Annotated in this window: 18 protein-coding genes; 12 read left to right on the top strand and 6 right to left on the bottom strand. The window is 43.9% G+C overall.

All coding sequences use genetic code 11. From position 1 onward, the window contains the following. Positions 1-237 precede the first annotated feature (237 nt). The 6 genes from MHM99_RS18815 (at position 238) to MHM99_RS18790 (ending at position 3936) form a co-directional block, all read left to right on the top strand. Positions 238-690: a DUF3291 domain-containing protein gene (locus tag MHM99_RS18815; RefSeq protein ID WP_049588960.1), complete on the top strand. Its 453-nt coding sequence runs from the start codon at positions 238-240 to the stop codon at positions 688-690. Between the two features lie 162 nt (positions 691-852). Then, complete coding sequence (locus tag MHM99_RS18810) at positions 853-1122, top strand: hypothetical protein (RefSeq protein ID WP_014949705.1); 270 nt, start codon at positions 853-855, stop codon at positions 1120-1122. Between the two features lie 392 nt (positions 1123-1514). After that, positions 1515-2369 (top strand): acyl-CoA thioester hydrolase/BAAT C-terminal domain-containing protein, encoded by an 855-nt coding sequence (locus MHM99_RS18805; protein WP_049588958.1) that lies wholly within the window; start codon positions 1515-1517, stop codon positions 2367-2369. A gap of 26 nt (positions 2370-2395) precedes the next feature. Further along, positions 2396-2764: an MmcQ/YjbR family DNA-binding protein gene (locus MHM99_RS18800; protein WP_049588957.1), complete on the top strand. Its 369-nt coding sequence runs from the start codon at positions 2396-2398 to the stop codon at positions 2762-2764. 13 nt (positions 2765-2777) lie between these two features. Then, complete coding sequence (locus tag MHM99_RS18795; protein ID WP_049588956.1) at positions 2778-3155, top strand: DUF3703 domain-containing protein; 378 nt, start codon at positions 2778-2780, stop codon at positions 3153-3155. Next, positions 3145-3936, top strand: coding sequence for a PhzF family phenazine biosynthesis protein (locus tag MHM99_RS18790; protein ID WP_049588955.1), 792 nt, complete (start codon positions 3145-3147; stop codon positions 3934-3936). The genes MHM99_RS18795 and MHM99_RS18790 overlap by 11 nt, the downstream gene beginning before the upstream one ends. A gap of 157 nt (positions 3937-4093) precedes the next feature. Here the strand turns inward: MHM99_RS18790 and ggt are convergent, their stop codons facing one another. Together ggt and MHM99_RS18780 are read right to left on the bottom strand one after the other, a co-directional pair. Further along, the gene (ggt, locus tag MHM99_RS18785) at positions 4094-5851 is read right to left on the bottom strand and encodes a gamma-glutamyltransferase (protein WP_014976719.1); all 1758 of its coding nucleotides are present in this window, start codon (positions 5849-5851) and stop codon (positions 4094-4096) included. Between the two features lie 14 nt (positions 5852-5865). Next, positions 5866-6630: an enoyl-CoA hydratase gene (locus MHM99_RS18780; RefSeq protein WP_230598867.1), complete on the bottom strand. Its 765-nt coding sequence runs from the start codon at positions 6628-6630 to the stop codon at positions 5866-5868. A gap of 111 nt (positions 6631-6741) precedes the next feature. On the opposite strand from MHM99_RS18780, the gene rrtA reads away from it, so the two are divergent. Further along, positions 6742-7326 carry a rhombosortase gene (rrtA, locus tag MHM99_RS18775; RefSeq protein ID WP_014949713.1) on the top strand — a complete coding sequence of 195 codons (585 nt, stop codon included), beginning with the start codon at positions 6742-6744 and terminating at the stop codon, positions 7324-7326. A 205-nt stretch (positions 7327-7531) separates the two neighbouring features. On the opposite strand, the gene MHM99_RS18770 is transcribed toward rrtA, so the two are convergent. Next, entirely contained in the window at positions 7532-10027 is a 2496-nt protein-coding gene (locus MHM99_RS18770; protein WP_049588953.1) for a prolyl oligopeptidase family serine peptidase, read from the bottom strand. 177 nt (positions 10028-10204) lie between these two features. Between MHM99_RS18770 and MHM99_RS18765 the strand changes: the two genes are divergently transcribed. Next, the gene (locus tag MHM99_RS18765) at positions 10205-10759 is read left to right on the top strand and encodes a glutathione peroxidase (RefSeq protein ID WP_014949715.1); all 555 of its coding nucleotides are present in this window, start codon (positions 10205-10207) and stop codon (positions 10757-10759) included. 170 nt (positions 10760-10929) lie between these two features. On the opposite strand, the gene MHM99_RS18760 is transcribed toward MHM99_RS18765, so the two are convergent. Then, positions 10930-11532, bottom strand: a complete 603-nt coding sequence (locus tag MHM99_RS18760) for an NAD(P)H-dependent oxidoreductase (RefSeq protein WP_014949716.1) — start codon at positions 11530-11532, stop codon at positions 10930-10932. A gap of 239 nt (positions 11533-11771) precedes the next feature. Between MHM99_RS18760 and MHM99_RS18755 the strand changes: the two genes are divergently transcribed. After that, positions 11772-14237: a CHRD domain-containing protein gene (locus tag MHM99_RS18755; protein ID WP_049588952.1), complete on the top strand. Its 2466-nt coding sequence runs from the start codon at positions 11772-11774 to the stop codon at positions 14235-14237. 110 nt (positions 14238-14347) lie between these two features. On the opposite strand, the gene MHM99_RS18750 is transcribed toward MHM99_RS18755, so the two are convergent. Continuing rightward, positions 14348-15589 carry a cystathionine gamma-synthase family protein gene (locus tag MHM99_RS18750; RefSeq protein ID WP_041693510.1) on the bottom strand — a complete coding sequence of 414 codons (1242 nt, stop codon included), beginning with the start codon at positions 15587-15589 and terminating at the stop codon, positions 14348-14350. A gap of 97 nt (positions 15590-15686) precedes the next feature. Beyond that, entirely contained in the window at positions 15687-16322 is a 636-nt protein-coding gene (locus MHM99_RS18745; RefSeq protein ID WP_049588951.1) for a 1-acyl-sn-glycerol-3-phosphate acyltransferase, read from the bottom strand. Between the two features lie 241 nt (positions 16323-16563). On the opposite strand from MHM99_RS18745, the gene MHM99_RS18740 reads away from it, so the two are divergent. From MHM99_RS18740 to MHM99_RS18730, 3 genes are all read left to right on the top strand, one after another. Next, the gene (locus MHM99_RS18740; RefSeq protein ID WP_049588950.1) at positions 16564-17346 is read left to right on the top strand and encodes an NRDE family protein; all 783 of its coding nucleotides are present in this window, start codon (positions 16564-16566) and stop codon (positions 17344-17346) included. Positions 17347-17493: 147 nt separating this feature from the next. Beyond that, a complete protein-coding gene (locus MHM99_RS18735; protein ID WP_014949721.1) occupies positions 17494-18684 on the top strand; it encodes an amino acid aminotransferase in 1191 nt (396 codons plus the stop codon). Positions 18685-18970: 286 nt separating this feature from the next. After that, positions 18971-21136: a S46 family peptidase gene (locus tag MHM99_RS18730; RefSeq protein ID WP_049588949.1), complete on the top strand. Its 2166-nt coding sequence runs from the start codon at positions 18971-18973 to the stop codon at positions 21134-21136. Positions 21137-21240: the final 104 nt, after the last annotated feature.

The raw sequence follows: 21240 nt of genomic DNA, 5'->3' as shown, positions 1-21240 counted from the left end.
CTGCATCAGTGGAAAAAGACGATCCGCTGGCTTGATGAACTCACCGCTGAAGCTTGCATGAGCAAGATTACATGCTAAATTCGTGGGGATCCCTCAGAGCTAACTATCCGTTTTCTCCATTCAAAAGTAAGTTATTTGGAAAATGCGTAAACTAATTCCAAGACAGGCATTTCAAAGTACTAGACCTAGATTAACTTTATAAAACGCGTTCTCTAAGTTAAAAGTCAAGGAGACAATATGCATCTCGCTCAATTGAATATTGGAAAAGTCAGGTTTAACTTGGAGTCCCCCGAAATGGCGGACTTTGTAAATAACTTAGACCCTATCAACGCCATTGCTGAACAAAGTCCAGGATTTATCTGGCGTTTGAAAGACGAATCAGGCGATGCCACTAATATAGAGGTAGAAAATAACCCAGATATCATTGTTAACATGTCTGTTTGGGAAAGCGTAGAGTCCCTTAAGAACTTCATGTTCAAGACGCATCACATTGATTTCCTTAAGCGTAAAAAAGAGTGGTTTTTGCCCTTAAGCGAAGCATCTTATGTGCTTTGGTGGATACCGAAGGGCCATATTCCAACCCTTCAGGAAGCTATCACTAAATTAGACCATCTTCGGGAAAATGGAGAATCTCAGGATGCATTTAGTTTTAAAAGTAGTTACGCCAAGCCTGAGTTTGAGAATCATTGATGTTTCCAAGGTCAGAAGGCACACTAGTAAGAAGCTCGAACTGGCCGTTGAAATACGTAAGCACGGATCCCGACACGTAGATTCTAATTTTCGCACACGAGTTTCACATCTTAGATGGCTGCCGTGTTCTCTATTAGATAGTTTAATAAGAAAGGATATTTTATGAACTTATCGTTTTTACTTGTACTTTTTATCTCTTTTTTCACAATAAATATCCTACCTTGGGTTCTAGCACTTATATCTAAAAAGGCTTCTGGTAATAACAAGGTCATCTGGTTCTTGATGTCGTTTTTATTATCATGGCTAGGCTTTATCGTTTATTACTATCTTGTGATTAAGCCAGAATGGAAAGCTGAGTTAGAAAGAAAAAAATCAAAAAGAATACTCAGAAATGAAAATGGAATGCCTATTAAAATGTATGAGCAATCTTAAGGTTAAAATTGACACGCATTTTATCAACGCTTATATGTAGATGAACACTAGTGATAGTCTAAATCTATATTTTGAAGATTTACGAAGGAACGACAATGCCTATAAAAAAATGGACTTTACAATACCTAGTCGCATATCCCTTGCTGGCCACTATTTTTGCCAGTGTTCAATACTTTAAAGGCCAGTCTTTTTCCTACTCTCTTGAATTCGGGGTTACATGGGCTTTTATATCTATTTCTATATTTGCAGCTCGCCGCATTTACAATTTTAAAAAGCGGATCCATTGCGAAATATGCAACGATATACAAAATCATAAGACCATTGAATAATCGAGCGCGCTATTTCAGTTGAGTACTCAACCTTAATTTCATGTTAAAAAAACGGGTAAAAAAATGAAAACACAAACCTTACTTATCTATTTTTTCTTTTCCTTGCTAGTCTCTTTCTCGTGTGAAGCCTCTACGCGCTCACTAAAAATAGAAGATGATGGTTTTGTTGCTACGTATTACTCTTCAGAGTCACAAGAACGTAAAGTTGGCGTTTTAGTGCTTGGAGGATCCGAAGGCGGCGTGCCTGAAAAGCTCGCTAGTCCAATCGTTGAAGCGGGATTCCCTACCCTAGCTTTAGCTTATTTTAAGGAAGAAGGCTTACCACCAGAGTTAGAGAGAATACCTCTTGAATATGTAATTCAGGCTATGTCGTGGTTAAAATCACAACCCGAAACCACGCCGGACAACATCGTTGTAGTTGGCTGGTCGAAAGGCGCTGAACTGTCACTTCTTCTAGCGTCAAAAGAACCAAGTATTTCAAATGTGGTTGCTATTGCGCCTAGCTCTGTTGTTTGGGCAGGTATTTTGAAAGATTGGAGTAAAGTGCCTGGTTCCAGCTGGACTTACGACGGGCAAGACTTAGCGTTTGTTCCTTTCAACCCGTCGGGTGAAGTTAATGGTTTGCTAGATCTCTATACGCAATCTTTAGAAAATCGAGCAGACAACGGTAAAGCTAATATTCCTGTACAGAAAATCAGCGCCGATGTTGTGTTAATGACTGGCGAAAACGATGAAATTTGGCCCTCGCCTACTATGGCTGAAACAGTTTGTGAAAAAATGAATGCGCGCACTAAACATAAGTGTAAGCACATAAACTACCAAGGGGCAGACCACTTGCTTAATTACGAGTTCTTAAAAGAGGGTAGCGATATGAACCAAACCTTTATTAAGATGCTTACTAATCACAATAACCACTAGTCAGCTTCTTCAATAAATAGAATCATATGACCATTGATGAATTCAATCACTATTGCAAAGCACTTCCCCACACTACTCACGTCGTTCAGTGGGGGAATTCAGAAGTATGGAAAGTAGGTGGTAAAGTCTTTGCTATAGGGAGCATTAGTAAGGACGGACACCCTGCTTTTACCTTTAAAACATCTGAGCAAAACTATTATTTTCTGGAAGAAAAGCCTGGCTATAGGCCTGCGCCCTATCTCGCTAGTCGTGGAATGAAATGGATACAACAGTACAATTGCGACAGTAACGAAGATGAGGAATTAGAATATTATTTAAGCGCATCTTATAAACTAGTATCGTTAGGGTTAACCAAGAAAATGCAAAAAGAGCTTGGTTTAAATCAACCTCAATAAAGGTGCTTACACCATGTTCAAAGCAAAAGGCTTTACGCGCAATATTCGCCCTTATGTAGAAGATGAGTTGGCATTAGCCCGCAATGAGCAAAATTACGGAAATAAGGCTGAAGCCTTCGCTCATTTGGAAAATGCCCACGTTCTTGGTCAAGCGTCTACAAGGCTACACGTAAAAGTACACGTTCAAATGCTTTTATGGGCAGTGAAACAAGGCAATATTGGTGAGTTTTTTGGTCAACTTTTCAGAATTGCGGGCGCTGCCACAAAAACTGTTTTTGGGCTAGTACCTCATGGAAATACAGGTGGCGCTAACGTTAGCCCATTTAAGGCAATGCCAATTAAACCAGACTTAAATACGATCATAAAAAAAGCGCGTTCGAATGAAAATTAAAATTAACGTTGTCGATGCATTTACTAATGTAAGGTTTAAGGGCAATCCTGCTGCAGTAGTTATAACGGGTAAATGGCTTAGCGATGAAAAAATGCGAGAAATCGCTGCTGAAAATAACCTTTCAGAAACCGCCTTTTTAGTTGAAGATGATAATGGCGTATTTGCTATACGTTGGTTTTCCCCCATGACGGAAATCGACTTCTGTGGGCACGCAACGCTGGCATCCGCGTTCGTAATCTTTAGCGAAAATTACCAACTACCGCACATTTCTCTATTCGCCAAGTCGGTTGGTACGATGAAAGTCGTTAAGAAAGACGACGGATTCATTCAAATGGACTTCCCCAATAGAATGCCTCACCCAGTCAACGATGTGCCTGAAGCGTTACTACAAGGGCTTTCTATCAAGCCCAAAAGTATATTAAAAAATAACCAAGCTTACTTTGCTGTTTATTCTAACGAAGACGACGTTTTAAGCGTAATTCAAGACAGCGAGCAGCTAAAATCACTCGCCCCCTATGATGTGGTAGTGACAGCGCCTGGTACGCAATTTGACTTCGTATCCCGTTACTTCTGGCCTGCGAACGGCGGTGATGAAGACCCGGTTACCGGTTCAATCCACACTGGGCTAGCGCCTTATTGGGCAAAAGTATTTGGACGATCAAAACTTATGGCTTATCAGGCATCTAAACGAGGCGGCACATTAAAATGTGAGGTGGCAGGTGACCGCGTGCTTATTTCTGGTCAAGCGGTGTCTTACCTTGAAGGTTACATTAATATTTGATGGTTGATTGCCTTACACGAACTAATCGATAAAAGAGAACTCTTCTCTCGAGTGTTACTGTCCGCCTCAAACAAAAAAGCGGAAGATATTTAACCTTCCGCTTTCACTCACTCAACAGCGCATTGCTGCATTTAGTTTTAACTAGGCAAACGCCAAATTAGCGCCCTACTGCAATGCCTTCTCTGCGAGGATCTGCGCCGCCAATTAATTTACCTGATTTAAACTGAATGCCATGAAGACCGCTGTTTAAATCCACTACTTTAACGTTATGGCCGAGTGCCTTTAACGGCTCTTCAAGCTCAGCTATTGGTGTGCCCTTCTCTAACGCAGTGTAGTCGTTTCGATTAGTGATTTTAGGAAGATTAATGGCCTGCTGAATATCCAAGCCAAAGTCTAAAACTCCAATTAGGGTTTGAGCGACGTAGCTTACAATTCTAGAGCCGCCCGGCGAGCCTACAACAACCTCTAAGTTCCCTTCTTTGTCGAACACCATGGTAGGGCTCATAGCACTTCTAGGGCGTTTACCAGGCTCTACGCGATTTGGTACTGGAAAACGGTTTTTGGTTGGCGAAAATGAAAAGTCGGTAAGCTGATTATTAAGCAGGAAGCCTTCTACCATAATCCCAGAACCAAACATAAATTCAATGCTGGTAGTCATTGATACTGCATTGCCCTCTTTGTCTACTATAGAAACGTGTGAGGTATTGGGCAGCTCCATTGACGTACCAAGTGCTACATTCGCATCGGCGTAGGGATTGCCCGCGCGTTTGCGGCGCCACTCTTTATCAACAGCAATACTCTCGGCTCGGCGCTGAAGATAAGCGGTATTAATCATGGCCGCAAACGGCAAGTTAGTAAAATCGCTATCCGCAATGAACTTCTCGCGGTCGGCATATGAAAGCGCACTTGCTTGCGTATAAAGGTTGGCAAACTCTACTGAATCCGGTGCGTATTGACTAAGGTTAAAACCTTCTAACATTTTTAGAATTTGATAAACGTTTACGCCACCTGAGCTAGGTGGTGCCATACCGCAAATGCGTTTTTCGTGGTACAAGCCACATACGGGTTCACGTTTTACTGGTTCATAGCTTGCTAAATCTTCCAACGACATTTGGCCAGGGTTAATCTCCGCATTATTAACCGCTTCCACTATTTTTTCGGCAACTTCGCCTTTCAGTAAATAATCGCTGCCTTTTTCAGCAATACCTCTTAAGGTTTTAGCCAGCTTCTTATTTTTCTTTACCGTGCCTTCTTTTAACGGCAGGCCTGCCGGGAAGAAGTAAGTAGAGCTTGCAGGAAAAGTTTTCAGCCCAGGGTGATAGTCTAATGCAACAAGTTTGGCTAAACGCGGCGATACTTTAAAGCCGTCTTCAGCCGTTTTGATTGTATCGTCGAACAGCGTATTCCAAGGCAGCTTGCCGAACTCGCCCTGAGCCATTTCTAGCGCTTTTACTGCTCCAGGCACGCCAACTGACTTACCGCCTACTACGGCATCTAACCAGCGCATTGGCTTATTACCTTCAATAAACCAATGAGAATTGACAGCTTTCGGTGCTGTTTCACGGCCGTCAAAGGTGTGAAGTACTTTGTTCTTATTATCCCAATAAAGGATAAACGCACCACCACCAATACCTGACGATTGTGGTTCAACCAGCGAAAGCATCGATTGTACAGCCACCGCTGCATCGATCGCACTTCCGCCCTTTTCTAAAATATTCTTTCCCGCCCAAGACGCATAGGGATTTGCCGCTACAACCATATAATCTTCGGCTTCAAATGCCTTTTTCTCTATGTAGCCTGTTGCCGCTTCTGGTTCTCCGACTTCACGTGTTTGCTTCGCGTTCGCACCAAAAATAAAACAGCTAGATAATGCAAGAGTTACCACTGAAGCTCTGAAAAAAGCACTGCGTCTCAAAATAATACTTCCTCTTATTTAAATTTTTCGGGGTTTATTGGGCGTTTTTTAAGAAACGCATCAAACGCTTCTTGAGCTGCGGTTGTGCCCAACGCTTCTAAAAATATATCAAACTCTTCGTTCATTTGTTGGTTTGTTCGCTCTCCGTCACCTTTTAATAGCGCTTTTGTTTGTTTAAGCGAAAATGAAGGCTTGGCGACGAGTTTCTCTACCGTAGTTTGAACCGTTTGATCTATTTCGTGAGCGTCGACAATTTTTGTCAGAATACCAAATTGATAAGCATCAGCAGAGGTAAAGGGTTCGCCCAGCATTAGCCACTCTGCCGCCTTTATATGACCCGCAACCTTAGGCAAAAGATAACTTGATGCATATTCAGGAACAAGCCCTAAGTTGATGAATGGTAGAACAAATCGGGTATCTGGAGTGGCGTAAACAAAATCGCAATGAAGTAAAAGCGTTGTGCCTATGCCCACTGCTAATCCGTGAACTTGTGCAATAACCGGTAAATTACATGCCGCCAAAGCTCGCATAAAGGCAGCTGTTTCTGGCACCTGAGCGTGATCTTGTTGCTGTGCGAAATCTCCAATGTCATTTCCTGCAGTAAAACAATCGCCCGCGCCTTTAATAACCACCACTTTGGTTGAGCCATCGTTTTTAACACCTAATATGGCATTCGCCATTTCTTGATACATGTCGCGTGTTAACGCATTTTTCTTATCGGTTCGGTTAAGTGTAATGGTTAAGCATTGCTGATTTGTTTCGGTAATAATGTAAGACATAATTACTCCTTTACTGTCGTCTTTTTGTTTTGGGCGTACTTCAGTTTTCACCCTGTAGGCAATTTCTGTATCATAGCCAGCAAATTCTAAATTCAAAAATAACTAACACTGATGATGTCACTGCCGTTTTCGCTTAAGTATAGCGCTGGTCCTTTATTTATTGCGCTATGCTCCGTTGTCGCGTTTTTCTTCGAGCCTATGTCTGGCAATTATTTGGCTTACGACAGGTACGCCATTCAAGGTCTAGAAACTTGGCGAATAGTCAGTGGCAATATCGTGCATACCAATGGCTACCACCTACTTTTAAATTTAGCAGGTCTGGCGCTATTGTGGGCCCTACACGGTGAACATTATCGCATTGGTTTGTACTTAAAAGTTTTTGTATGGTGCTGCTTAGGAACCAGTGTCGGGCTTTATTTCTTCTCTCCAGATCTAATATGGTACGCAGGCTTATCTGGCGCACTACATGGTATTTTCGCATGGGGCGCCTGTGTTGATATAAAAGAGAAAATGAAGTCGGGTTGGTTATTGCTTATAGGTCTAGCCATCAAGGTGGGATACGAACAAATTGACGGTAGTAGCGAACAAGTTGCAAACCTGATTGACGCCAAAGTTGCCGTAGACGCCCATTTATTTGGTGCGCTTACGGGTATCGCAATCTTTTTACTTATGTTTATTACGGCGAAAAGAAAATAGAAACTAGAGCGATATAGCGTCACTCTTTTTGCGCATTTTGATTTGTTAAAACAGATTAACGTGCTGAAGCAAAAAAAGAAGATTTAAAAAAGGCCCGAATTCATTGAATTTGGGCCTTTTTTGTAAGCTTTTTCCGTCCTTAATAGCTACCGCGCTGTGAGCAACTCAGTGGCTCTTAATCACTGGGTTGCACTCGCAGTTTTGCCTATAAGTTTTCTTCGAATAGCTTGTATATACGACGGTATTCATCAAGCCAAGAGCTTGGCTGCACAAAGCCATGTGGCTCTACCGGATAAATGGCCGTTTCAAAATCTTCTTTCTCAAGCTCGATAAGGCGCTGTACCAATCGCACGGTGTCGTGGAAAAACACGTTGTCATCAACCATTGGCGCATTGATAAGCAAAGGCTTTTCTAGTCCATCGGCAAAATAAATCGGCGAGCTACGCTCAAAAGCGATGGGATCGATATCAGGCGTATTCAGTATGTTTGCCGTATATGGCGTGTTGTAATGGGCCCAATCGGTTACCGGACGAAGTGCTGCACCTGCCGCAAACAGATCTGGCGCGGTAAACATAGACATAAAGGTTAAGAAGCCGCCGTATGAACCGCCGTATGTGCCAATACGCTTACGATCTACATTTGCATTTTCAACAAGCCAGTTAACACCATCACGCAAATCTTGCACTTCAGGCGTACCCATTTGACGATAAATAGCGGTTCGCCAATCACGTCCGTAGCCAGCACTAGCGCGATAGTCCATATCTAGTACGACATAGCCTTGCTGCACGAGCATGCTATGGAACATGTATTCTCGGAAGTAACCAGACCACCCCATGTGGGCGTTTTGCAAGTAGCCTGCACCGTGATTAAACACTACCGCTTTATTTGGTGCCGTCTTGTCGTAATTTTCCGGTAAATATACTCGTGCGTAAATAGGTGCATCGGTATGCGTCGATTCAATAGCAACGATGTTAGGCACCGCCCATGGAAGTGCATTAAAATCTGCACTGGTGCTTTGCGTGATTTGCTTTGCCGCTGTTGTTTCGTTTGCTGGCTTAACGTAAAGCTCTTGTGGTTGATTCACCTTGCTATGGCTTAGCAGCAAATTTTTACCATCAGGGCTAAGTGAGTAGTCTGTCATACCATTCAAATCAGTCATGGTATCGATAGTATTGTCACTTAAATCTGCACGATAAACTTCGTAAAGCCCCGGATGCTCCATGTTAGCTTTAAAGTAGATATAATTGTCATCGCTAGAAAGCGTTAAATCGTCAACAATAAAACGGCCGCTGGTTAGCGCGACAGGCTTCTCGCCAGGCTTTTGAACGTATAAGTGAGAGTAACCAGTATGCTCAGACTGATAGTAAAGCGTCTCGCTGTCATTTAGCCAATCAAACGCGTTGAAACGGTAGTTTACCCACGCATCGTCATGAAGCCTATGTTGGTTTTCTAGCGTTTTATTTTCTAGGTCGACCGTTGCAATCCAGCGGTCTTTGTTGTCCCACGCTTCTAGCATAACGGCAACAGCGTTACCGTTTTTGTGCCAGCGAATCGAAGGCTTAGTCCAATACCAGCTTTGCAGTAAGGTAATGTCGCGCGGCAAACGATTAACTTCATAGGTCTCGCCATTGGCTTTCGCGTTTTCTTCTTTTACATCTGCAAGTACGTCGTCATTGTATCCAGGCAAATTAAAGTATTTAAGTTCACTCTTCTCGCCAGTTTTCAAATTAAGCAGCCACAGTTCATGATTTACCGATTCTGCATCTGCAACACGTTGGCGTACCGGCTTCGCGGCAATGCGGCTGTCTTCTTGGATATAATGCGGCATGATGTCGCTGTCATCACGAGTCGGCTTACTTTCCGTGGTGGCGACTACTGCAAAGTTACCCGCAGGTGATACGCTAATACCCGCTAGTCGATGCGACTTATCAAAGTAAAACGGCGTAGGTGCTACACTACTGTTTTCTTTGGCCAACGCTTTTTGAGCGTCGTCTTTTTCTTGTCTGTTTTTGCGCTGTAGTTTGATGTATTCCACCAGCGACTGTTGCTGCTCGGCAATATAATCTTTAGGCGGCTCAACCGCTTTGGGTTCGTCGCTAAACTCCCAGCTCAATAATTCTTCGCGGGTGCCGTTAGATAGGTCTATAGCAATAAATTTGTTACCGCTTAACGCCATTAAGCGGCCATCAGTCATAAATGAAAGCGTTGACAGCGCATTCCCGCCACGCGCGATACGCACGGTTTCACCGTTGGTAAATTGCACATAAACACTGTCTTCAAATGAATAAGCAATTACACCATCATTTCTTACTACACGTTCGTCAAAACGATACTTGTGCAAATCTGATAATGGCGCTTTTACGGCATTTGCAGGGTTTGAGAGTTCAGCAACATAAACATCTGTTAACGCGCTATCTTGCCTTTCTTTTTCAAAAACAATTTTATCGCCATTGACCGACCACCCCATACCTTCGGGTAGCGCGCCCATCCATTGTGGGTCTGACATTATTTGCTTTAAAGTAATTTCACCATTTTTCGCGCTGTTCTGAGGCGCGACATCGGGTGTAACGGTTTGCTGGACAGTGGCAGCAGGAAGCGATGTAGACGCTATTTGGCTAGATGGTTCGTTAGTAGTGCTTGCACATCCGCCCAACGCAAAAGTAACGCTAGCCGCGATGAGTAAAGAAGAGTATTTTTTCATTATTTTAAGTCGTTGTTATGTAAAAAACGTTAACATTATACGCAGAGCAGTTACTAATACGCTAACGTTCATCGATTGAGATAGTGAACCAAACGTAAACCATCTGCGTTTATGGTTGTGAAACTGGTCTGTCGGCCTGAACAAAATAACAAAAATTCACTGATGAGGTAAAACACTATGAAAGCGAAAGGTTTTGTACCTGCGTTGCTTGCGCTCAGCTTTTTCACGACTCCTAGCTTTGCGAGCGAGTGCCCCAGCGTACTAAAGTTCATGAAGCGTAAGCTCAACTCACAAGAAACGGTGAATTTGTGTAACGAATATGCCGGAAAGACCCTTTTAGTGGTGAACACAGCCAGCTATTGCGGCTACACGCCACAATTTGAAGGTTTAGAAGCCCTTTATAGTGACTACAAAGACAAAGATTTTGTAGTACTTGGCTTCCCGTCGCACGATTTTAACCAAGAAGATAATGATGAAGGCAAAACGGCAGAACTGTGTGAATTGACTTATGGCGTAAAGTTTCCGATGTTTGAACCAATATCGGTAAAAGGTGAAGACGCCGATCCTATGTATAGAATGCTAAAAACCGCCACCGGCAAAGCGCCATCATGGAACTTTAATAAGTACCTTATTGACAGCTCCGGTAAGCAAATAACCCACTACCCTAGTTCAACAAAGCCCACTGATCCGGCTTTTATCGCTGACATAGAGGCACTCCTCAAAAGCGAATAAAACCGCGAATATCAACGCTGCCTATAGGTCACACCAAACGAGAATCTAAAAGCCGCGCATAAAAAAGCCCCGCGTAACACGCGGGGCAATCAAGCACACTCAACTTGGAACACACTTTTAGCTGAAAACATACTTCCTACGTTTTAGCTAACTGCATTAATTTAGTGTGTTTAGTTGTTGGTTAGTTCAATAATTTTTTCGCTTGCTTCAGAAAAAGCCTTGTTTGCTTGCTCTTCGCCCATGTTAAGTCCTTCAGCGTAAACGAATTTAACGTCACTGATACCAACAAAATTTAAAAAGTGTTTTAAATACGGCGTTTGCGTATCAAAGTCTGAACCTGCATACACACCACCACGCGCGGCAAAAACAGTCGCTGATTTATTTTCTAGCAATCCGACAGGACCTGTCTCGGTATACTTAAATGTTATACCAGCTCTTGCAATACGGTCGAAGTAAGCTTTTAAGCTCGATGGGATGCCAAAGTTGTACATTGGCACGGCTAGCACAATTTCGTCAGCCGCTTTTACTGCTTCAACAATGTCATCAGAGACTTTTGCCAATGCCTGTTGTGATTCATTTCGCTCAGACGCCTCAGTCATCCACGCTTGCATTTCTTCACCTGTTAAATGAGGCAGTGCTAGAGAGGCAACATCCACGCGGTTAATGTGCACAGAACCGTCATTCTCAATTTTTGAAAGGTACTCGTTTGCAAGCTTTGAAGAGTTACCTTGGTTGCCATTTAGGCTGGAAAATATAGCCAGTACTTTTTTCATGCCGAACTCCAATATTCGTTGTTTCGATAATATATGGCTATATTACGGCAATCGGGTGGGATGAAAATATCAAAAACATGAAGGCTTCGTTCTATTTTGTAGAACAAACTGCCAAGGAACAGAGTAAATGTGAAATTATTGAAAACATTACATTACGTTAATGTTGCAAGGAGGTTGATCTTCTCTTATTTGCTCAGCGTAACCGAGTTTGCCACAACACAATTAAGAGGATACAAAATATGAGAAGGACCAAAGCGCTCCTTGCATGTTCAATATTACCACTGTTTTTAATTGGCTGCTCGGATGACGACGACGATGTCGTACAAGAGCCCACACCCGCCCCGGAATACGCAAACGTTCGAGTTGTTCACGCAGCATCAGACGCACCAATGGTAAACATCACTGCTAACGACGCCATACTCAACGATCTCGAAAGCGTTGATTACCAAGTCGCTTCATCTCGCTTCGAAGTTGAGACAGGCATGTACGATATTGGTGTTACAGGCATTCTTCCAGGTGAGAACGCTGAAGTGTTGCAAGCTGACGTTACTTTAGAAGCTGACATGAACTACGATATTTTTGCCGTAGGTAATGTTGGCGATGAGTCGTTATCGCTTTTAACAGTGACCAGTATGGAAACCGCAGTTGACGCGGGTAATGCTCAAGTGCAGATTGTACATGCAGCATCAATGGCACCTATGGTTGATATTTATGTTACGGCACCAGATACAGATATCACTGCCGAGCAGCCGCTTGTTACTGCTGAATTTACTGACGCAACCGATTTAATTCAAGTACCTGCGGGCGATTATCAAATTCGTATTACACCGGCCGGTGAGACAACGGTTGTATACGACTCTGGTACGGTAAATCTTGCAGACGGTGCCGATTTGCTTATCGCTGCTACTAATAACGTAGGTACCGGCGATTCACCAGTAACATTACTGGCCGCGGACGGTGATGGAAGCTTCAAGATTTGGGATGCAGAAGCAGGTGCTGCTATCCGCGTTGTGCACGGTATCAGCGACGCACCAGCGGTTGATGTTGTAGCAAATAACGAAATAGTATTAGTGGACGGAATACAGTTCCCGCGCACCACAGATTATTTGTCTGTTGCAGCCGGTGACTATCTTATTGACGTTGTAGCCGATAGCGACAACAGTGTTGTGGCAATTGACGATGCTGAGTTGACGTTAGAAGTAGGTATGTCTTATACCGCTATCGCAAACAACGTTTTGGCTGCACCAGAACTTGATGTGCTTGTTGATATGCCCCGCTCCGTAGCGACAGAAGCGAAAGTGCGTATTGTACATGCTTCACCTTCAGCGGGTAACGTCGATATTTACGTAACCGCAGATGGCGAAATTGATGCGGTTGACCCGGCATTTGCCGATATTGCCTATGAGACTGGCGAGCTTGTTGAAACAGGTTACGTAAGTTTTGCAGAAGGTGACTACGTAGTTACGGTTACACCAACAGGCACCAAAACAGCGGCAATCGAAACAGGCGTTTTAACGCTTGAGAATGGTGAGATTTACACTGCTATCGCACTAGATGGCGCGATGGAAGGTGATTTACCTCAATTAGCGTTGCTTGATGGCCTAGCACCACCTCCACCAGCTTTTAATGCTGACATGACTTACAATGTAAACTTAAGTGGGTCACAAGAAGTGCCTGCCGTTACCACTATGTCTATGGCAACTGCAGTGGTCGAAATTGACGAAGACTTACCTGCGTTTAGCGTAAGTGTTGAGGTATCAGGCTTAACGGATGTTACTGGTGTACACGTACACGATGGCGGCATTGGTATGAATGGTCCGGTTGCTTTCCCACTGACTGATGCTGGTAATGGTACTTATGTTCTCGCTGAAACTAATATTTCACCTAGCAACTTAGACGCGCTGACTAGCGGTGAGTGGTATTTAAATGTTCACACTACCGCTAACCCTAACGGTGAAGTGCGTGGTCAGATTGTTCCCGACACAACTGCGGTAGTAACATTCTCACTAAGCGGCAGCCAAGAGGTACCAGCAGTTGACACCATGGCAATGGGGTCTGGCTATGCGCTCTTCGACACCACAAACAACAACGTTTCTCTTGTGGCGGTAACCACTATTGAAAATGCGACTATGGCGCACATTCATACTGGGTTTGCTGGTGAAAATGGTGACGTACTTGTAGGACTTGTGGAAAGTGAAAGCACCGCTGGCGTTTGGATGACAGACGGAAGCATAGCACTAGATGAAGCCACAGCTACGCAACTACTGGCAGGTGGTCATTATGTGAATGTGCATACAGCAGCTAATACTGGTGGTGAAATTCGCGGCCAAATCACGCCTGATAATATTGAAGTGTACGGCATCATCGCAAACGGCCTACAAGAAGTGCCTGCAGTAACTACAACAGCAAGCGGCGCTGGTGCATTTACTTTGAATACATCTACAGGTGCACTGTCAGGCAGCGTTACCATTACCGGTATGACAGCAAACATGGCTCACATTCACGAGGGTGAAATGGGCGTAAATGGTGATGTTTTAATTGGACTTACTGCCGGAACCAGCGGTATGTGGTCTGTGCCAGCTAATACTACGTTAACCGCTGAGCAAATGAATGTTATGGCAGACGGAGGTCTTTACACTAACTTCCACTCAGATGCATTCCCAAGCGGTGAAATTCGTGGACAAATTACGCTAGGTTTTGACTAGTAAAAAATTGCTAAACCCATTGTGTTTCAATTATATTGAGACCCAATGAACCTAAAATAAAAAAAGGGGCAAACGCCCCTTTTTTGTGTTTCTCGACAAGAAGATTTTATCTATATGGTATTTAGCGCCGTGTCGAAATCTGCAATCAGATCCTGAGTGTCTTCAATACCTACCGAAATACGCAGCATGGTATCGGAAATACCCATTAACTCACGCTCTTCTGCCGTGTTCTCAAAATAAATAGTAGGCGCAACTGGTAGCGCTAAGGTGCGATTATCCCCTAAGTGCGTGGCGCAAATAACTAACTTCATTTCGTTTAAAAACGCCACGGGATCAGCACCGTCGATAAGGTCAAAACTCAAAATTGCGCCGTAGCCGTCGTTTAGGTATTCCCTTGCCATGAAATGCTGAGGGTGGTCGGCAAGACCTGGATAAAAGACTTTAGATACCTTGGGGTGATTATCTAGGAACGTCGCCAACTGCATAGCATTATGCTGACTTCGTGATAAACGTAAATCTAAGGTTTCCATGCCTAGGGCAATGGCCGTCGCTGATTGCGGTGCCAATGTAGCGCCTAAATCGCGTAAACCTTTCTTTTTGATTTGCGTAATGCCCCACTGTGCAGTATCTGCAACCTGATAAGCTGGTTTTAGGTTACTAAACTTAGTCCAGTCATAGTTACCCGTATCGATGACAGCACCACCTAAAACGTTACCGTGACCTGCAATGTATTTTGTCAGCGAGCAAAACACTAACGACGCTTTAACATCTTTAGCGTAAAAAACAGGGGGTGGCGTCATGGTGTTATCAACCATAAACAGCATGTGCTTCTCTTCGCAGAATTGACCAATGGCGTGAAGGTCGGCCACCTGTGTCACAGGGTTAGCTACGGTTTCGGTGTAAACGCCTTTTGTGTTTGGCTGGTAAGCTTCTTTGACTTGCTGAATGTCGGTCACATCTGTGTAGGTAACCTGCACACCAAAATCTTTAATGGTTTCAAAAAAGCTTCGCGTATTACCAAATAGGTATTGGCTTACAATTAAATGGTCGCCGGCTTTGAGTAAAGCAAATAACGAGCTGCTTATCGCCGCCATTCCGGTTGAGTAACATAAGGTACCCACACCGCCTTCCAGATCATTAAGCATATTTTGCAGTGCCGCCACAGAAGGTGACGATGAACGAGAATAAACATGAGCAGCTCGTTTACCTTGAAACGCATCGATGATGCCCTGCGCATCTTTAAACTCGAAAAGAACTGAATTAGACGTGCTGCTGTGAACACCACCATGTTCAGGCGTATTTAGCATGCGATCAGAATGAACCTGACGGGTTGTGAATCCCAATTTTGTCACGGGTGAAGCTCCGAAAATAGATGTTTGCGACCGAGCCGAGCGCGCACCAGTACTCTGAGTTAATACGGTTGCGTACTTACCACTTCAATAGAAATGATTATGGCTTTGTAATGCAGTTTTTAGGATATTTTGCGCAAACATTATCATAAAACGTATAAATAGTTTGCATTTGTTCATCTATGTTAGTCACTTTCTGAATAATTGGCCCCAACACAATCATTTTTCTGGCGTAGTCCAACCCAATGACTTGTATAGGAATTTCAGCTTCTCGTGCAATGTGCATAAAGCCTGTTTTCCATGGATAAATGGGGCTTCGTGTACCTTCTGGCGCTAACGCGAGTATTAATTGATCGGCTTCCTTTATCTTATTTGCTATAGACGTGACCACCCCATGCGCTTTACTTCTCTCTATAGGAATGCCGCCTAGCCTTTTAACAATAGCGCCCAAAGGTGGTGTAAAAATAGTATGTTTGCCAAAGAAATTGATATTCAGCTTGAATGAGAAGACCACAAACAAGCCAATAAAGAAATCCCAGTTCGATGTGTGCGGTGCCACCGCTAAAATGGCTTTTTTCTGATTGATTAGTTCACCTTCTACACGCCAGCCCCTTTTTGTCAGCACCCATGCTGCAAACGACGACAACCAGTTGGGCCACTTGCGAGGGACATGCTCTCCAACTTTAACACTATTGGCCCGTTTAGAGTGGGTTTGAGGGTGTGAGGTTTTCGTCATTATTATTATGCTCTGCTTACTACACTTAGGTTATCTATTTGCTAATTTATTTTCTGAGGCTTCGAAGTGGAATGCCGTAACGAAAAGCGCTTTACTTTCCATATTGTACCCGCATATTAATTAACAGAGTAAAACGTTGGAGTGTGCGCAATTTGGCGAAGAGTAATCAAAATGGGTTTGTAACGCAATTGTTAACAATACAGCGTTTTGAATTCTTAGAGAATATGGGCTTAATATAGCTATGTGTATTTTATTTATCGCAAACAATATGCGAGATGACTACCCGCTTATCATCGCTGCGAATCGGGATGAGTTTTACGCACGACCAACCGCGCCGTCTTCATTCTGGAAAAGCCACCCGCATTTGCTCGCCGGACAAGACTTAGAAGCTAATGGAACCTGGATGGGTGTTACGCGTAACGGATATGTGGCGGCGCTTACTAATGTAAGGGACCCACACAACATCAACAAAAATGCGGTATCGCGAGGTGAATTAGTCGCCAACTGGCTGAAGCACGACTCAGTCGAAATGAAGCCTGTTGCACGATCACAATACTTGGCAACGCTAGAAAAAACGCGCCACCGATACAACGGCTACAACCTGTTATTCGGAGATATAAATTCGCTTAAGGTTTACAACAACGTAAACAATTCGACCCATATTATCGACACTGGTGTCTACGGTTTGTCTAACGCGGATATTGCCACACCTTGGCCAAAAGTCACGCAGGGCGTTACCGCATTGAACAATTATGTCACCAAACAAAACATCATTAATGATGAAGACTTATTTGATATTTTACGTTACGACAATAAAGCCGACGATGCCTTGTTACCCGACACGGGCGTAGGCTATGAGTGGGAAAAGGCGTTGTCTTCCATTTTTATTCAATCCGAAAAATACGGAACGCGTACCTCTACACTGCTATTAGTAGATAGAAACAATACGCTGACCTGGAAAGAACGACGCTTTTCAGACAAAGGCGAAGCACAAGAAACCCGCGCTTTTTCTTTTTCAATTTAGGGTGTTTTTGAAATGAAACTTTCGTTTACGTTTTCTTTCCTCGACTAATTGAAATATTTTCAACCTTTAGGGGTCGTTTTTTCTACCATCGGTGGCATAATGCCAGCCTGCTATCTTTTGCATACCAACGTAACGTGAGGACATATCGTGTTTGAAGTATTACCCCATCTCGCCCCAGATCCAATTCTTGGCCTGTCAGCTGCTTTTCGTGAAGACACCAACCCAAACAAAATCGATTTAGGTGTTGGCGTATATAAAGATGAGCAAGGTAATACCCCTATTCTTTCAAGTGTCGCAAAAGCGCAAAAAGTGCTTTTAGATACCGAAACTAGCAAAACCTACATCACGCCTCAGGGCAACCAAGGTTTTATCGACGGTATGTTGTCTTTGCTATTAGGTAAGACTAGCCCCGTTCTATTAGCAGACCGCGTTGCAGCGGTTCAAGCTCCAGGTGGTTGCGGTGCATTGCGTATTCTTTCAGAACTACTTGCCCGTTGTAACGACAACGCTAAAGTATGGGTAAGCGACCCAACATGGGCGAACCACATTCCACTTATCGGCTCTGCGGGTCTTAAAATCGAAACCTACCCGTACTTCGATAAAGCGTCAGCAAGCATTCGCTTTGACGCTATGATGGAAACCCTTCGCAAAACTGAAAAAGGCGATATCGTTCTTCTACACGGTTGCTGTCACAACCCTACAGGTGCTGATCTTACTAATGCACAATGGGATGAAGTACTAGAAGTAGCGAAAGAGCGCGAATTCCTGCCTTTCATCGATGTGGCTTACCTAGGTTTTGGTGAAGGTTTAGAAGAAGACGCGTACGGCATGCGTTTGTTGGTAGAAAACCTACCAGAGGTTATCGTTGCAGCTTCTTGCTCTAAGAACTTTGGCCTTTATCGCGAACGTGTTGGTTTGGCTGCCATCATTACTGAAGATTCAGCAACCCGTAAAATTGCTCAGGGTCAAATTCAGTCAATCGCACGTGGCATCTACTCTATGCCACCGAGCTACGGCGGCGCGTTGGTAGACATTATCCTAGCTGACGAAGCCCTTAACAACGAGTGGGTATCTGAAGTGAACGAAATGCGCGATCGCATGAAATCACTCCGTGCAATGCTAGTTCAAAACCTTCACGATAATGGCTCGCCTAAAGACTTTAGCTTCGTAAACGACCAAAAAGGTATGTTCTCGTTCTTGTGTATTACTCCAGAGCAAGTGCGCGAAGTGCGTGAAAAGCACAGTGTGTATTTTGTTGATTCTAGCCGCGTGAACATTGCGGGCATCAACCAAGAAAACGTAGAAACACTTGCTAAAGCATTGGTATCAGTGCTTTAAGTACGAACTATTGATACTTAAGATTCGAAAGGCAGGGTTCACACCCTGCCTTTTTTATTACCTTCAAATTACCCGTCTTCCTATTTCTGCGATGAACGCCCCAACCACGCTGTCAGTAGCGGTTAGTCACACTTTTTAACAAATTCACGCAGTGCGCTATACGCCTTTTAGTAGGGCAAGCCGGATATAATCGTTACACTGTAACAATGTTGACGTACACGTTAACTTGGTATTTATTACGACTGACTTATAACAATGAGATTAACGACAAGAACAAGGATCACCCATGTCTAAAGTAAGTGTATTTTGTCTTTCTGCCGCGCTACTTGGCAGTGCAATGCAAGTAAATGCTAAGGAAGGCATGTTCACGCCAGAACAACTCCCTTCAATTGCCGGCGATTTAAAAGAAACAGGATTAGCAATCCCTGCTAGTAGTATTAACGACCTAACCGCGTTTCCTATGGGCGCGATTGTTTCATTAGGTGGCTGTTCAGCATCGTTTGTCTCTGACAAAGGCTTGGCCGTTACTAATCACCACTGTGCGCGCGGCTCTGTTCAATATAACAGCACCCCAGAAAACAACTATTTAAAAGATGGTTTCCTAGCAAAAGAAATTGGTGAAGAACTGCCGGCCGCGCCGGGTACACGCATGTTCGTTACGGTTGATTTTTCTGATGTAACCGACAACGTCATTGGCGGTATCAGCGATGACGTTCAAGGACGCGAGCGCTACGACCTCATTGAAGCGAACCGCAAAGCATTAATTGCAGAATGTGAGTCTGAAGCGGGCTTCCGCTGCTCTGTGCCTTCGTTTTTCCAAGGCCTTGAGTATAAGCTAATTAAGCAAATGGAAATTCGTGACGTGCGCATTGCCTACGCGCCTGCTGATTCAATTGGTAAATACGGTGGTGATGTAGATAACTGGATGTGGCCTCGTCATACGGGCGACTTCTCTTTCTATCGTGCTTATGTGGGTAAAGACGGTAAACCTGCTGATTACAGTGAAGAGAACGTGCCGTTTAAACCTGAGCATTTCTTAAAAGTTTCGGCAGCTGGACTTGAAGACGGCGACTTTGTTATGGCAGCGGGCTACCCTGGCTCTACTAATCGCTATGCACGTTTATCACAAGTGTCGTACACGTTTGATTGGTTATATCCCACTTACCTTGAACTGGTAGACGCGTGGATTAAAACTATTGAAAGTGCATCTGAAGAAGGCAGCGATGCGCGTATCAAATACGAAGCATTGTTAGCGGGACTTAACAACTTCCACAAGAATACGTTGGGCCAGCTTTCTGGCGCTAAACGCGTTGGACTTGTTCCACGTCGCGCTGAGCGTGAAGAGCAACTAGCTGCATGGCTTGATAAAAACGGTAAGAGTGAAATGAAGCAAGCACTAGCCGATCTCGATGCGGTTAGTGCTCAACAAATGCAAATGAACAAGCAAAACTTCTGGTACAACAACCTAAGTCGTGCACAACTCTTGTCGTCAGCTCAAACCCTGTATCGCAATGCCATCGAAAAAGAAAAGCCGGACGCAGAACGTGAATCTGGATTTCAGGACCGCGATCAAATTCGCCTGAAAGAAGGCGTAGAGCGCATTGAGCGTCGCTTTGATCCGGCCGTTGATCAGGCCGTTTGGCAAAAAATGATTAGTATGTACCTTGAACAGCCTGAAGAAAACCGAGTAGCCGCGTTCGATAAAGCAGTAGGCATTGATAGTGATACTGACGGAAAAACACTTCAGAAGAAGTTAAAGGCGTTTTACGACAAGACTTCATTGACTAACACTGAAGAACGTTTGAAATGGTTAACTGCAAGCCGCGCTGATTTCGAAAATAGCAACGACCCGTTCATTAAACTTGCGGTTGCCCTGTTCGATACCGAGATGGCTATTGAAGATAAGAGCAAAACGCTAAGCGGTAAAGCTGCCGCGCTTCGCCCTAAATACATGAGTGCCATTATTGAGTGGCAAAAATCTTTGGGCAGCCTTGCTTATCCAGATGCAAACAGTACGCTGCGCGTTACTTACGGTAATGTAATGGGCGGCTCGCCAAAAGACGGCCTAATTTACGAGCCGTTTACTCGTCTTGAAGGTATTACCGAAAAAGACACGGGCGAGACACCTTTTGACTCTCCTAAAAAGCAGCTTACGCTTATTGAGGACAAGAAATACGGACCTTACAAGTTAGAAGCTATTAACAGCGTGCCGGTGAACTTCCTGACGGATTTAGATTCAACCGGCGGTAACTCAGGCTCAGCAACGCTTAACGCCAAAGCAGAGCTTATCGGTTTGTTGTTTGACGGTACGTTTGAGAGCGTCAATTCTGATTGGGATTTTGACCCGAAAACAACCCGTACCATCCATGTAGATAGCCGCTACATGTTATGGGTAATGGAATACGTTGACGGTGCAACAAACCTCATCGAAGAGATGACCATCGTTAAATAACCACCAAATAATGGGGTCAGAGTCTGAGGTATCCCCACAAATAATATTGCGATATCAATAAGATAAAAAAGATAGGAACATTCATGACGTTTGGTGATCAGATC

The sequence above is a fragment of the Alteromonas sp. MmMcT2-2 genome (assembly GCF_022348305.1).
GTDB lineage: Bacteria > Pseudomonadota > Gammaproteobacteria > Enterobacterales > Alteromonadaceae > Alteromonas > Alteromonas macleodii.
Note: the sequence above shows the minus strand (reverse complement) of the source record. Positions and strands in the feature narration are given on the sequence as shown.